The 13,587-nt window shown below is 55.5% G+C and carries 11 protein-coding genes and 1 pseudogene; 5 read left to right on the top strand and 7 right to left on the bottom strand.

The annotated features are described in order from the left end of the window. Positions 1 to 9: 9 nt before the first annotated feature. The 7 genes from icmF to dnaA form a co-directional block, all read right to left on the bottom strand. A complete protein-coding gene (gene icmF, locus HM1_RS04880; RefSeq protein ID WP_012282189.1) occupies positions 10 to 3,342 on the bottom strand; it encodes a fused isobutyryl-CoA mutase/GTPase IcmF in 3,333 nt (1,110 codons plus the stop codon). Positions 3,343 to 3,363: 21 nt separating this feature from the next. Continuing rightward, complete coding sequence (locus HM1_RS04875) at positions 3,364 to 4,503, bottom strand: acyl-CoA dehydrogenase (RefSeq protein ID WP_012282188.1); 1,140 nt, start codon at positions 4,501 to 4,503, stop codon at positions 3,364 to 3,366. A 217-nt stretch (positions 4,504 to 4,720) separates the two neighbouring features. Beyond that, positions 4,721 to 6,646 (bottom strand): DNA topoisomerase (ATP-hydrolyzing) subunit B, encoded by a 1,926-nt coding sequence (gene gyrB, locus HM1_RS04870; protein ID WP_012282187.1) that lies wholly within the window; start codon positions 6,644 to 6,646, stop codon positions 4,721 to 4,723. Between the two features lie 107 nt (positions 6,647 to 6,753). Beyond that, positions 6,754 to 7,032 (bottom strand): extracellular matrix regulator RemB, encoded by a 279-nt coding sequence (gene remB, locus HM1_RS04865; RefSeq protein ID WP_012282186.1) that lies wholly within the window; start codon positions 7,030 to 7,032, stop codon positions 6,754 to 6,756. Positions 7,033 to 7,043: 11 nt separating this feature from the next. Continuing rightward, the gene (recF, locus tag HM1_RS04860; RefSeq protein ID WP_012282185.1) at positions 7,044 to 8,162 is read right to left on the bottom strand and encodes a DNA replication/repair protein RecF; all 1,119 of its coding nucleotides are present in this window, start codon (positions 8,160 to 8,162) and stop codon (positions 7,044 to 7,046) included. Positions 8,163 to 8,167: 5 nt separating this feature from the next. Continuing rightward, positions 8,168 to 9,283 carry a DNA polymerase III subunit beta gene (dnaN, locus tag HM1_RS04855; RefSeq protein WP_012282184.1) on the bottom strand — a complete coding sequence of 372 codons (1,116 nt, stop codon included), beginning with the start codon at positions 9,281 to 9,283 and terminating at the stop codon, positions 8,168 to 8,170. Positions 9,284 to 9,442: 159 nt separating this feature from the next. Next, the gene (dnaA, locus tag HM1_RS04850) at positions 9,443 to 10,774 is read right to left on the bottom strand and encodes a chromosomal replication initiator protein DnaA (protein ID WP_012282183.1); all 1,332 of its coding nucleotides are present in this window, start codon (positions 10,772 to 10,774) and stop codon (positions 9,443 to 9,445) included. A 519-nt stretch (positions 10,775 to 11,293) separates the two neighbouring features. On the opposite strand from dnaA, the gene rpmH reads away from it, so the two are divergent. The 5 genes and pseudogenes from rpmH to jag all read left to right on the top strand — a co-directional run. After that, a complete protein-coding gene (rpmH, locus tag HM1_RS15095; RefSeq protein WP_012282181.1) occupies positions 11,294 to 11,428 on the top strand; it encodes a 50S ribosomal protein L34 in 135 nt (44 codons plus the stop codon). A 44-nt stretch (positions 11,429 to 11,472) separates the two neighbouring features. After that, entirely contained in the window at positions 11,473 to 11,829 is a 357-nt protein-coding gene (gene rnpA / locus HM1_RS04845; RefSeq protein WP_012282180.1) for a ribonuclease P protein component, read from the top strand. Between the two features lies 1 nt (position 11,830). Continuing rightward, entirely contained in the window at positions 11,831 to 12,043 is a 213-nt protein-coding gene (yidD, locus tag HM1_RS04840; protein WP_012282179.1) for a membrane protein insertion efficiency factor YidD, read from the top strand. 40 nt (positions 12,044 to 12,083) lie between these two features. Then, the gene (locus tag HM1_RS04835; RefSeq protein ID WP_012282178.1) at positions 12,084 to 12,752 is read left to right on the top strand and encodes a YidC/Oxa1 family membrane protein insertase; all 669 of its coding nucleotides are present in this window, start codon (positions 12,084 to 12,086) and stop codon (positions 12,750 to 12,752) included. Next, a pseudogene (gene jag / locus HM1_RS04830) lies at positions 12,752 to 13,375 on the top strand (RNA-binding cell elongation regulator Jag/EloR); the annotation flags it as partial. The gene HM1_RS04835 and the pseudogene jag, both read left to right, overlap by 1 nt. Positions 13,376 to 13,587 lie beyond the last annotated feature (212 nt).

Below are 13,587 nucleotides of genomic sequence, written 5' to 3'. Positions count from 1 at the left end.
TTTGCTTGTTCACATGTTCCGCCGGTACCTGCCGCCCACCTCATAGAGGGCTGCCGTGATCTGTCCCAGGCTGGCCACCCGGACCGTTTCCATCATCTCTGCAAAGATATTGCCGCCGCTGCGGACGACCGCTTTCAGGCGCGCCAGCGCCTGCGTCGCCGCTGCTTGATGTTTGCTGTGAAATTGGCGCAGGTGATCGATCTGCTGTCTTTTTTCCGCCTCTGTGGCGCGGCTCAATTCCATCTCATCGGCTATCTCGGTACCTTGGGGATTGAGGAAGGTATTGACACCGATGATCGGCAGTTCCCCTGTATGCTTGCGCATCTCGTAGAGCAGCGACTCCTCTTGGATCTTGTTCCGCTGGTACTGCGTCTCCATCGCGCCGAGGACACCGCCGCGCGCATTGAGGCGTAAAAACTCGGAGAGGACCGCCTCTTCGACCAGATCGGTCAGCTCCTCAATGATAAAGGCGCCTTGCAAAGGATTCTCATTTTTGGTCAGCCCAAACTCTTTGCCGATGATCAGCTGGATGGCCATCGCTCGCCTTACCGACGCCTCTGTCGGCGTCGTTATCGCTTCATCATAGGCGTTGGTGTGCAAAGAGTTGCAGTTATCATAAATAGCCGACAAGGCCTGCAGTGTTGTCCGGATGTCGTTGAAGTCCATCTCCTGAGCATGGAGAGAGCGGCCCGATGTCTGGATGTGATACTTGAGCTTTTGGCTGCGCTCATTGGCACGGTACTTCTGTCTCATCACCACCGCCCAGATGCGCCGGGCCACCCGTCCCAGCACCGAGTATTCCGGATCGAGGCCATTGCTGAAGAAGAACGACAGGTTGGGGGCGAAATCATCGATCTTCATCCCCCGGCTCAGGTAGTATTCCACATAGGTGAAGCCGTTGGCCAAGGTGAAGGCCAGCTGGGTGATCGGGTTGGCACCCGCTTCGGCGATGTGGTAGCCAGAGATGCTGACCGAGTAGTAGTTGCGCACCCTTTCTTGGATGAAATACTCCTGAATGTCGCCCATCATCTTGAGGGCAAAATCGGTGGAGAAGATGCAGGTGTTCTGCCCCTGATCCTCCTTGAGGATATCGGCCTGCACAGTGCCGCGCACCCGTTGCAGCGTCTCTGCCCGGATGCAAGCCCACTCCTCCGGATTCGGCAGGCGTCCCTCCCGCTCGGTAAAGGCGTCGATCTGCTGATCAATGGCGGTGTTCAAGAACATGGCCAACAGGATCGGCGCTGGGCCGTTGATCGTCATAGAAACTGATGTATTGGGCGCACAAAGGTCGAAACCGGCATAGAGGCGCTTCATATCGTCCAGCGTGCACACATTGACGCCGCTGTTGCCGATCTTGCCATAGATGTCCGGCCGTTCCGCCGGGTCCTCGCCATAGAGGGTGACGCTGTCAAAAGCCGTACTCAAGCGGACTGCCGGATCATCTTTGCAGAGATAGTGAAAACGCCGGTTCGTTCGCTCTGGTGTGCCTTCTCCTGCAAACTGGCGCCGCGGATCCTCCCCTTCCCGCTTAAAGGGAAAAACACCTGCCGTAAAGGGAAACTGGCCCGGCACATTTTCTTTGAGCGCCCACCGCAGGATCTCCCCCCAATCTTCAAAACGAGGAAGGGCCACCTTCGGGATGGCTGTTCCCGACAGGGTAGTTGTAAAGAGGGAGGTGACGATTTCCCGATCACGCACCTTGGTGACCCATTTTTCCTGGCGGTAGGCGTCACGGAGACACTCCCAGTTATCCAGGATCTTCCGGCAATCAGGGTGCAGCCTTGCCTGCCAAGTTTGCATCTCTTCGTCCAGCAAAGCCAAGGCGGATTCGCGGACGGCTTTAGCCTCCTCGGCAGAATCATCCTTTTGTTCCGCCAGCAATTGCCGTGCTCCCTGCAACTGATAGAGCCGTCGAGCCACCTGAACCTGTTCGTCTACAAAGGCGCGATAATCGCGGACAACATGAACGATCTCAGCCAGGTAATTGACCCGTTCCGCAGGGATGATGCTCGCAGAGGTTCGGCCCCTTTTCGCCGAAGCCATCGTTGACGGCGATGCCATCGAAGGGGATGAGCCTGGCAAAGGGCTATGCGGCGCCACAGGCAAAGGCCAGCGTCCTGCTGTCTTCTCCTTCACGATCGCCATCAAACGGTGAAAAAAAACCTGGACGCCCGGGTCGTCAAACTGGCTGGCCACGGTGCCGAAGACAGGTATCGCATCATCGGCGATCGCGAAGTTGTTGCGGCTTCGCCGCCATTGTTTGCGAACGGCCCGCAGCGCGTCTTCGGCGCCTCGCCGATCATACTTGTTGATGACGACGGCGTCGGCTAGATCGATCATGTCGATCTTCTCCAGCTGAGTGGCGGCGCCGAATTCGCTGGTCATCACATAGACGGAAACATCGCAGACATCGATGATCTGATGGTCCCCTTGACCGATGCCGGAGGTTTCCACGATGACAAGGTCATAACCGACCGCCTTGACGACGGCGATGGCATCATCAATGGCGCGGCTCAGTTCGCTCCGCGAATTGCGCGTCGCCAATGAGCGCATGAAAACACGAGGATGATGGATCCCGTTCATGCGGATGCGATCGCCCAACAAGGCGCCGCCTGTCTTCCATTTGGACGGGTCGACTGAGAGCAAAGCCAGCCGCTTATCCTCATAGGCCGCTAAAAAGCAACGCACCATCTCATCGATCAGCGAGCTTTTACCGGCGCCGCCTGTCCCTGTCACCCCGATGACAGGCGTCTTTACGCCCCTTTGACGCAAGCCTTCAAAGAGCGAAGACAAGGCAGGTCGGTTCGCCTGCACATTTCTCTCAGCTAAGGTGATCCAGCGGGCTACCTGAGGCCAATCGCGCTGTGCCGTCGACAGCCTTTCTATGTTCTCCGGTTCTTCCTCAGCAGGATCAAAATCGGCCTGACGGACCAGGTAGTCGATCATGCCCTGCAAACCCATCTGTCGCCCATCTTCGGGAGAAAAGATCTTGCAGACACCATAGGCTTCCAGTTCGCGAATCTCTGCAGGCACGATCACCCCGCCACCGCCACCGAAGACGCGAATATGAGCGACCCCCCGTTCGCGGAGCATGTCGATGATGTACTTGAAGAACTCCATATGGCCGCCTTGGTAAGAGGTGACGGCGATGGCCTGGGCATCTTCTTGAATCGCCGCATCGACGATCTCCGCCACAGAACGGTTGTGACCGAGGTGGATCACCTCGACGCCGCTGGCCTGCATCAAACGCCGCATGATATTGATCGACGCATCATGGCCGTCAAAGAGGCTCGTCGCCGTCACGATGCGCACGGCATGACGCGGCCGGTACGGTTCTGTCATGCTCTTCTCCGTCCTCTTCCCTTATTTCAACAGCGCTGCAGCGATGACGGTGCGCTGAATCTCACTGGTGCCTTCGTAGATCTCGGTGATCTTGGCGTCCCGCATCATCCGCTCGACAGGATACTCCCGTGTATAGCCGTATCCGCCATGGATCTGCACCGCTTTGGTCGTCACCGCCATGGCCACCTCTGAGGCATAGAGCTTTGCCATCGCAGACTGCTTGCTGTAGGGCAGTCCGGCGTCTTTTAAGTAAGCCGCCTGGTAGACGAGCAGTCGAGCTGCCTCGATGGCGGTGGCCATATCGGCCAGCATCCACTGAAGTCCCTGGTTGGCACTGATCGGTTTGCCGAATTGTTCCCGTGTCTTGCTGTAGGCAAGGGCCTGATCGAAGGCACCCTGGGCAATCCCCAGCGCCTGAGCGGCGATGCCGATGCGGCCGCCATCCAGGGTCATCATGGCGATCTTAAACCCCTGTCCTTCTTCACCCAACCGGTTTTCAGCAGGGATGCGGCAGTTTTCAAAGATCAGCTCATAGGTGTAAGAGGCGCGGATGCCCATCTTATGTTCCTTCTTGCCGAAGCTGAAACCCGGCGTTCCTTTTTCCACGATAAAGGCCGTCGTGCCGCGGTGTTTCTTCGCCGGATCTGTAGAAGCGATCACCACATAGATATCGGCCCACTCACCATTGGTGATGAAGATCTTGGTGCCATCGAGGATGTAGTCGTCCCCGTCACGGCGGGCTATCGTCTTGAGCGATCCGGCATCCGAACCGGCGCCCGGTTCTGTAAGGCCGAAAGCGCCCACCGACCGACCTTCCGCCAGAGGGTTCAGGTATTTTTGTTTCTGCCCTTCCGTGCCAAAAGCATCGATCGGCCAGGCGCAGAGCGATGTATGAGCCGAAAGAAGCACGCCAGAGGAGGCACAGACACGGCTCAGCTCCTCGACGGCGATGATATAGCTCAGGTTGTCCATCCCTGCGCCGCCATAGCTGTCCGAAAAGGGGATCCCCGTCAGCCCCAATTGGGCCATGCGATCCCATAAAGAGCGGTCATAATCCTCTTTCTCATCCATTTCGGCCGCCTTCGGGGCGATCTCCGACTCAGCAAAATCACGCACCGTCTGGCGCAGCATCTCTTGCTCTTCCGAAAGACGAAAAATCATGTCAAAGCCTCCTCATTCATTTCACAGTGGAAAAAGTACGTTTTTTTATAGCCCAGAGATCTGCTTTTTCTTTCGAGGAGAAAAAACAAAAATCCTGCTGATATTTTAAAAAATTCTGACTATTAATAATAAATAAATATCGGTCGACTTTTCTGTCAACCGATATTTCTACCGATATTTCTATAGGGGGATTTCTTTGATGTCCTTTTGGTGTAGGTCAGATATCCAAATTCCGCACGTCTTTGGCATGGCTCTGGATGAAGTCGCGCCGCGGCTCGACCCGGTCACCCATCAGGGTGGTAAAGATCAACTCTGCCTCAGCAGCGTCTTCCAGGGAGACTTGCAGGATGGTCCGGTTCTTAGGATCCATGGTCGTCTCCCAGAGTTGTTCCGGATTCATCTCGCCAAGACCTTTATAACGCTGGATGGTGACGCCGTCACGACCTGTTTTTTCCAGGTAGCGGTTGAGCTCATTGTCATGATAGAAATAACGCACATCGCGGTTCTTTTTCACCTGGTAGAGGGGTGGTTGGGCGATGTACACATAGCCATTTTCGATGAGCGGCTTCATGTGACGGTAGAAGAAGGTGAGCAGCAGTGTCCGGATGTGGCTGCCGTCCACGTCGGCGTCGGTCATCAGGCAGATGCGGTGGTAACGCGCCTTGCTCAGGTCGAAATCCTCACCGATGCCGGTGCCCATGGCGGTGATGATCGCCCGGATCTCCTCGTTGGAGAGCACCTTATCCAACCGAGACTTTTCCACGTTCAGGATCTTGCCGCGCAAGGGTAAGATGGCTTGAAAACGCCGATCCCGGCCCTGTTTGGCGCTGCCGCCGGCGGAATCGCCCTCGACCAGGTAAAGTTCGCACAGAGAGGGATCTTTAAAAGAGCAGTCGGCCAGCTTGCCCGGCAATGAAGTCGATTCCAGCGCCGTCTTGCGGCGGGTCAGTTCCCGGGCCTTGCGCGCCGCTTCACGGGCACGCATGGCGCCGATGGCCTTTTCGATGATCCGCTTGGCGATAGAGGGGTGTTCCTCCAGGTAAGTGCCGACCCCTTCAGTGACACAGGAATCGATGATTCCTCGCACCTCTGAGTTGCCCAGCTTGGTCTTTGTCTGGCCCTCGAACTGGGGTTCTCTGACTTTCACCGAGATGACGGCGGTGATCCCCTCGCGAATATCCTCGCCGGAGAGATTGTTTTCGTTGTCTTTGAGTTGGTTCAGGCGGCGGGCGTACTCGTTGACCACCCGGGTGAGGGCCGTTTTAAAACCAGCCTCATGGGTGCCGCCCTCTTGGGTGTTGATGTTGTTGGCATAGGAAAACAGGTTCTCCACATAGCCGTCGTTGTACTGCAAGGCCACTTCCACATGAACGCCATCTTTTTCTGTCTGGAAGTAGATGACCTCATTGTGGATGACGTCCTTGTTGCGGTTGAGGAATTTGACGAAATCGACGATGCCGCCGCTGTGAGCGAAGACGCTCTCTTGGCCGGAACGCTTGTCGGTCAGCGTAATTCTTACGCCCCGGTTGAGAAAAGAGAGTTCCCGCAGGCGGTGGGAAAGGGTGTCGTAGCTGTATTCCAGCTCATCAAAGATCTGCGGATCCGGCTTGAAATAGATGGTGGTGCCCGTCTCCTTCGATTGCCCGACGACGCGAAGCTCAGACGTTGCAACGCCTCGTTCATAGTGTTGCTCATGGATCTTGCCGTTTCGGCGAACCGTTACCCGCAACTTTTCTGACAGAGCGTTGACGACAGAAAGACCGACGCCGTGCAGGCCGCCGGAGACCTTGTATCCCTCGCCACCGAATTTGCCGCCGGCGTGGAGCACCGTCAAGGCTACCTCAACGGCCGGTTTGCCCATTTTAGGGTGAATGTCGACGGGGATGCCGCGGCCGTTGTCGATCACCTCGATGCTGTTATCGTCATGGATGATCACGTCAATGCGGTTACAGTAGCCGGCCAGGGCTTCGTCGATGGAGTTGTCGACGATCTCATAAACCAGGTGATGCAGGCCCCGGGCACTGGTTGAGCCGATGTACATGCCCGGTCGACGGCGAACGGCCTCCAGACCTTCGAGCACTTGTATCTGACTGGCGTCGTAACTCGACGCGCCGCTGACAGTCCAGGTATCCTGTTCAGCCACCCGAAAAAACCTCCATTCAGGGAATGCACACTCTCTGGGGGCTCATTCCCCGATCTGGTGCTTCCAAAAGAACATTTTACCATATTCCTTCGAATCGCACAAATCGGCTATCGCTGGCTTTCCTCCCAGGCTTTGAGCATCGCTTTGATATTGTTGCCCCTTTTCATCAAGGTCGTCGACGAGATGGGCGACAGGTAGATGTATTTGGTCGTGACAATGAAGGACTTTTCTTTCCCCTCTTCCGAGATGCGCTTGACGAAGCCTTCATCATGAACGGTGCGCAAAAACTCCTTCGTCGTCACCGCCTGGCTGGACGATTCGAGATCGATGATGGCCACGATCTCCTCTTTGGGGACGATGACCTCCCCGCCAAGATGCAGGAACATGGGGCGCCCTCCTATTCATTGCTTCGAGAAAGCTGTCCCGCCTGTATGCGGTAGATGCCTGCCCGGCCCAATTGCTCCGGCGAAAAGGCGTGCAAATGGGTGGTGGTGATGAATACCTGGATATTTTTACTTTCTAATTCAGAGAGCAATTGCTGCCGTCGATCGGGATCAAGCTCACTCATCACGTCATCAAGCAGGACGATTGGATACTCCTTCTTGATCTGGTGGATAAAGGCGATCTCCGCCAGTTTCAGCGACAAGGCGATCGATCGCTGCTGCCCCTGAGATCCGTAAATCCGGGCGTCCCGCCCGTTGAGGAACAATTGCAGGTCATCGCGATGCGGTCCCGTCAGGGTCGCTTGCCGAGCGATCTCCTCGGCGCGCCGCTCCTGTAAGGCCTTGCGGTAAGCCTCCAGCCAACGGGACCGGTCATCGGGCAAGGGAAAGGAGGAGCGATAGGTGAGTTCAATTTGCTCCTTGTCACGGCTGAGGCCGCGGTAGATCTGCCGTGCGTAAGGAGCGATACGAGCCAAGCCGTCCAGACGGCGGGCTAATGTCTCCACCGCCAATGGAGCCAGTTGATCATCCCACAGTTCCAATTCGGCCGCTGTCGCCGATCCCTCCCGCAGTCGCCGCAGCAGACTGTTGCGCTGGGTGAGCACCCGGGCATAACGGGAAAGGACATCGCCGTAGGCGGGCGATGCCTGCGATAACTCGCGATCCAAATATCGCCGCCGCTGGGCCGGCGAACCCTTGACGAGCGACAGGTCTTCCGGCGAAAAGACGACCGTATTCATCGTTTCCGACAGATCAGCGATGCGGCGCAATCTGCGGTTATTGACCTTGGCCAGCTTCCGCCGCTCACCGCCAAAGGCGAGTTCGATGACGACCGGCTGACCATCCGCCGTCCCCATGGCCTTGATCCGGTAATACGCTTCTTGCCACTGGACCATTTCAGCATCCCTGGCGTCGCGATGGGAACCGCCGCCGCTCAAAAGGGCGATCGATTCGAGGAGGTTCGTCTTGCCTTGGCCGTTTGCTCCGACGAAGATGTTCACGCCGGGCATAAAGTCAACCTGCAGTCCCCGGTAATTGCGAAAATGGGCCAACTCAATCGCTTGGATTTGCACAGGTGTTACATCGTCCGGACAGGCACGATCAGGTAGAGGTAGTGATCTTCTCCGACAGGCCGCAAGAGTCCAGGCGCCAGCGTTCCGAACAAGTCGAGCCGCACCTGTTCCGTGTCGAGCACCTTCAGCACATCCTGAAGGTAGCGAAAGTTAAAGGCGATGGGGATCGGATCGCCGTCGATATCGACAAAAACCTCTTCATAGATATGACCCACCTCAGGCGAGTTGGAGCGAATTGTCAACAGGTTCCCCTCTGACGACAGTTTGATGATGTTGGAACCTTCCTTACCGATCGAGGCCAAGGAGGCTCGGTCTACCGCTTCTGCCAGGGCTCTGACAGGAATCGTCAGGCGGGTCTTGTGGTCCCGCGGTATCACCTGCTGGTATTTGGGATACTGGCCTTCGATGATGCGCAGGATGACGCGCAGTCGGTCCGTTTCCAGGAGCGCTTGGGAACGAGTCAGGGTGATCTGCAGCGGCCCCTCTTCATCGGGCAGCAAACGGGCCACATCGGAGAGGGTCTTGCCATGGAGAATCACCTGTCGTGGCTGGTTGACGTGCATCTCTACGGCCTGACCGGATAAAAGGGCCAAACGGTGCGTATCGGTAGCCACCCAGCGGATCTCTTCCGGCTGGATATCCCAGAGCACCCCCGTAAACCAGGGACGCGATTCATCGCTTGAGGCAGCGAAGGCGACTAGGCGCGTCATCTGCTTAAATTGCCCCTGATTGACGATCAGGCGATCCCCGTCCAGGATCGCCGGCAGTAGCGGAAATTCCTGCGGATTCATCGTGTTCAAGGTCAATTCTGATCCATGATAGCGGACTTTCAAGGCCGGATTGTCCCCATTGACACAAAAAGTGATCGGTCCTTCCGGCAATCGGCGGGCCATCTCGTTAAAAATGCGCGCGTTGACGACAGTGCTGCCTGTCCGCTTTGTACGGACAGGGATGGTATATTCGATGCCCAGTTCCATATCGGTGGCGACGAGACGCAGCGCTTCGTCAAGAGCCTCCAAGTAGATGCCGCTCAACACCGGCGTGGTCGCTTTGGAGGAAACGGCGCGCGACACTGCGTTGACTGCTTCCAGCAGCTCGACCCGGGAACAGGAAAACTCCATGGCCTGGAAACCTCCTTGGTTGGCGCCTTTTTACCCTTTTTTATATCGTAGTCATAGTAATCAGGCGGGATATGTGGAAAAGTGGCTAAATGCCAGGGTTTCGCTCGGATCAGGTTGTGGATAACTCTGGGGATAAGTGGGTAAATCAGGGGATAACTTTTAAGCCCTCTGGATTTTTTCTTTTAAAACTTGAATCGTCATTTCCAGTTGGGGATCCTTTTCGATATCTTTCGTAATTTTTTCATGGGCGTGGATGACGGTGGTGTGATCCCGGCCGCCAAATTCTTCGCCAATCTTCGGGAGAGACACGTCGAGCATCTCCCTGGATAGGTACATGGCGATCTGCCGCGGGAAGGCCACATCGCGGGTGCGTTTTTTCGCTTTGAAATCTTCCACCCGCATGTTGTAATGTTCCGCCACGATCTCCTGAATGAGCGCGATGGTGATCACCTTGGCCCGGTGGGAGGGGATGATATTTTTTAAGGCCTCTTCTGCCACTTCCGAGGTGAGGGACTTGCCGCTTAAGTTGGCGTAAGCGATGACCCGGTTCAAGGCGCCTTCCAACTCGCGGATGTTGGACTGAATGATATTGGCGATAAAGACCATGACCTCATTGGGCACGTCCAGGTTTTCCAGGATCGCTTTTTTGCGCAATATGGCGATCCGTGTCTCCAGGTCGGGTGGGTTGATGTCGGTGATCAAACCCCATTCGAAGCGGCTGCGCAGCCGATCTTCCAAGGTCGGGATCTCTTTTGGCGGCCGGTCTGAGGAGATGATGATTTGCTTGCTCGACTCATGAAGGGCGTTGAAGGTGTGGAAAAATTCTTCCTGGGTGCGTTCTTTGCCAGCCAGGAATTGAATATCATCGATCAACAGCACATCGATGTTGCGGTAGCGGTTGCGAAACTCCACCGTCTTGTCGTCGCGGATAGCGTTGATCAGTTCATTGGTGAATTTTTCGGACGATACGTAGACAACCCTCGATTGGGGATGCTGCTCAATGACAAAATGGCCGATGGCCTGCATCAGGTGGGTTTTCCCCAAACCGACGCCCCCGTAGACGAAGAGGGGGTTGTAGGCTTTGGCCGGCGCTTCGGCGACAGCCAGTGCGGCAGCATGAGCAAAGCGGTTGGAGTTTCCCACCACGAAGGTATCGAAGGTGTACTTGGGATTTAACAGCGGCGGGCTGCTCTCTTCGGTCGCCACAGGACGGCGGGAAGGCTCGGAACGGCGCGAATCGGCGCTCGGTGTAAAAAAGCGGACTTCCACCGATTCGCCAAGGACGACGGAGAGGGCGTTTTTCACCAGGGTGGCGTACCGGTTTTCCAGCCAGTCGCGGGCCAGATCATTCGGTACGCCGATATGGGCCTCTCCGTTTTGTATCGTCACCAGTTGCGTGTTTTTCAACCATGTGTCAAAACTGGCCGGTTTCAGTTCTTGTTTCAATATCTCCAAAGATTGTTGCCACAGACTGGCAAACTGTGAAGTCATCACAGGCTACCCCCAGTTTGAACATTTTCACAAGTGGAGATACGGTTATCCCCTGTTTTCGAACGGATATTCACGCGCTGTGGAGAGATAGTTTATATGTAGAAAGGCGGACAGCACCCGCGATTGTCCACAGCTTTGACGGGTGTGGATGAGTTTTTTTGGGGAAAAGGCGATGCAGGGAGAAAAAAAGCCTTCGCCGCCCGTCGAAGGTGTTGATGAAAAGCTTGTTACCGCACAAATTATCCACAGTATGTGGATCACTCTTGGGATAAAAGTCAACCTTCCCGAGTTATCCACCTGTGGATAATATTCATCCCCAATTGTAACCTGCGTCGAAGTTATCCACAAGGGGATAACCTGAAAAAATGACCTTTGTCCCGATCATGTTCTTTTTCTTGACTTTCCTTGCGAAGGTCCCTATAATTGTAGTTGTTTGTTCTCGCGAGCCGCCAGGATACGTGGCTTTTTTCTTCGCGGATAGATTCAACAAATCTGGGCAATAATAAGGAGGTGTAGACATTGAAGCGCACCTATCAGCCGAAAAATCGGAAACATAAGCGCGTTCACGGTTTCTTGAGCCGGATGAGCACGCCGAACGGACGTAACGTTCTCAAGCGGCGTCGTGCAAAAGGAAGGAAAAAACTCAGTGCTTAAGGCCGCTTCGGGGGCCTTCTTTTGTTTTTGGGGGGTGAACGCTGATGCTGGCGCGACATTATCGCTTGCGTCGCAATGAGGATTTTCAAAAGGTCTATAAGCGCGGAAAATCCTACGGCGGTCAATATGTGGTGTTGTACCGGTTACAGCCTCGCCTCCCGGACATCCCTTCCTGCCGTCGCTTCGGTTTTTCTGTCTCCAGCAAGGTTGGCAAGGCGAATGTGCGCAACCGGGTGAAACGAATGCTCCGGGAGATCTGCCGCCGTCACGGCCTTCGCGCCGATGATGGCAGTGACATAATTTTGATCGCCCGGTCAAAAATAAAAGGAATTCCATTTCGTCAAGTCGAACAAGATGTCATCAAACTCTTCAAACGGGCCAAGCTGGGGCCGGGAGGATGACATGCGGGTTGTCGATGTGTTCATCGTTCCGATCCGTTGGTATCGCCGCTATCTTTCGCCGCTCAGGGGACCCACCTGTCGGTTTGCGCCCACCTGCTCCGCCTACGCCATTTTGGCCTTGGAGAAGTATGGCGTGCTCCGGGGGTTGTGGAAGGCCGTCGGACGCTTGTTGCGCTGTCACCCCTTTCATCCCGGGGGATATGACCCCCCTTGATCGCCTTGAGTCGGTACATAAGTAAGGAGGAGTGCTTGCCTTGTGGCAAATGCTGGTTGACGCATTTTCCTCGATGATCAACTTTTTCTACATCATCACCCAACAGATTGGAATTCCCAGTTACGGCCTGGCGATCATCCTGATCACGATCGTGATCAAAATGCTCCTGTATCCACTGTCTGCCAAACAGATGAAATCGATGAAGGTCATGGCGGAATTAGCGCCAAAACAGAAGGCGCTCCAGGAGAAGTATAAAAAAGATCCCCAAAAAGCTCAGGAAGCAATGATGCAGCTTTATAAGGAACATGGGGTCAATCCCTTGAGTGGTTGTCTGCCCTTGTTGATTCAGTTTCCGATCCTGATCGCTTTTTATAACGGTCTGATGGCCTTTCCTTATCTGAACGAGGCCCATGCTACTTTCCTCTGGGTAGCTAACCTGTCGGCGCCCGATCCCTACATCCTGCCGTTGCTGGCAACCGCCACGACCTTTCTCCAGATGAAAGTGACGCCTTCTTCCGCCGGCGGCAACCCGCAAGCCGAACAAACGCAAAAGATCATGATGTATTCGATGCCGTTGTTGATCGGTTGGATGGCTCACAGCTTTGCCGCAGGCCTGTCCCTCTACTGGGTGACCTTCAACACGGTCGGTATCCTTCAGCAGCTCTATATGAACCGCAGTCTGAATGTTCGGAAGGAAGGTACCGCGTAATGTCCCAACCGATAGTATTGGAAAAAACCGCAAAAACGGTTGAAGAGGCCCTCCGCTCTGCCCTTACGGAATTGGAACTGGAAGAGAAGGATGTGGAGGTCTTCGTTCTGGAAGAGCCTTCGAAGGGCTTTCTGGGTCTGATCGGAACCCGTCCTGCCCGTGTCCGGATCACGGTCAAGCCGGATCCGATGCGCGACGCCGTTCGTTTTATTCAGGACATCTTCCGCGTCATGGGGATTCAGGCGGAGATCAAGCCGGAATGGCGCGATTCCACCCTGTTTATCGGTTTTTCCGGCGACGATCTGGGCATCCTGATCGGTCGCCGCGGCGATACCCTCGATTCCTTGCAGTACTTGGTCAATCTGGCTGTCAACCGCCAGGGTACGGAACGGGTTCGGATCCTGTTGGATGTGGAGAATTACCGGCAACGGCGGGAAGAGACGCTGGTCCGGTTGGCCAAACGCCTTTCGGAAAAGGTGAAACGAACGGGCGTTAAGGTTGTCCTTGAGCCGATGAACCCGCAGGAACGGCGGATCATTCACACGACCTTGCAAGGCGATCCCCGAGTCGTCACCTATTCGGAAGGGGAAGAGCCTTTTCGCAAAGTGGTGATCGGTCCGAAAATAGACAATAAACGGCCGCGGACGGAGGGATTCGCTGCGCCGCGCTGGGGAGATAACCGTCGTCCGCGGGCTGTTCGGCCGGAGAATCGGGACAACCGAGAGCAACGCGATAGCCGAGATCATCATGACAATCGGGAGATCCGAGAACAACGGGAGATCAGCGCTGTACGGGAGAACTGGGCGGACAATCGCGTAGCCGATAACCGGGAACT

The sequence above is a fragment of the Heliomicrobium modesticaldum Ice1 genome (assembly GCF_000019165.1).
GTDB lineage: Bacteria > Bacillota > Desulfitobacteriia > Heliobacteriales > Heliobacteriaceae > Heliomicrobium > Heliomicrobium modesticaldum.
This window is presented reverse-complemented; position numbering and strand designations above follow the sequence as displayed.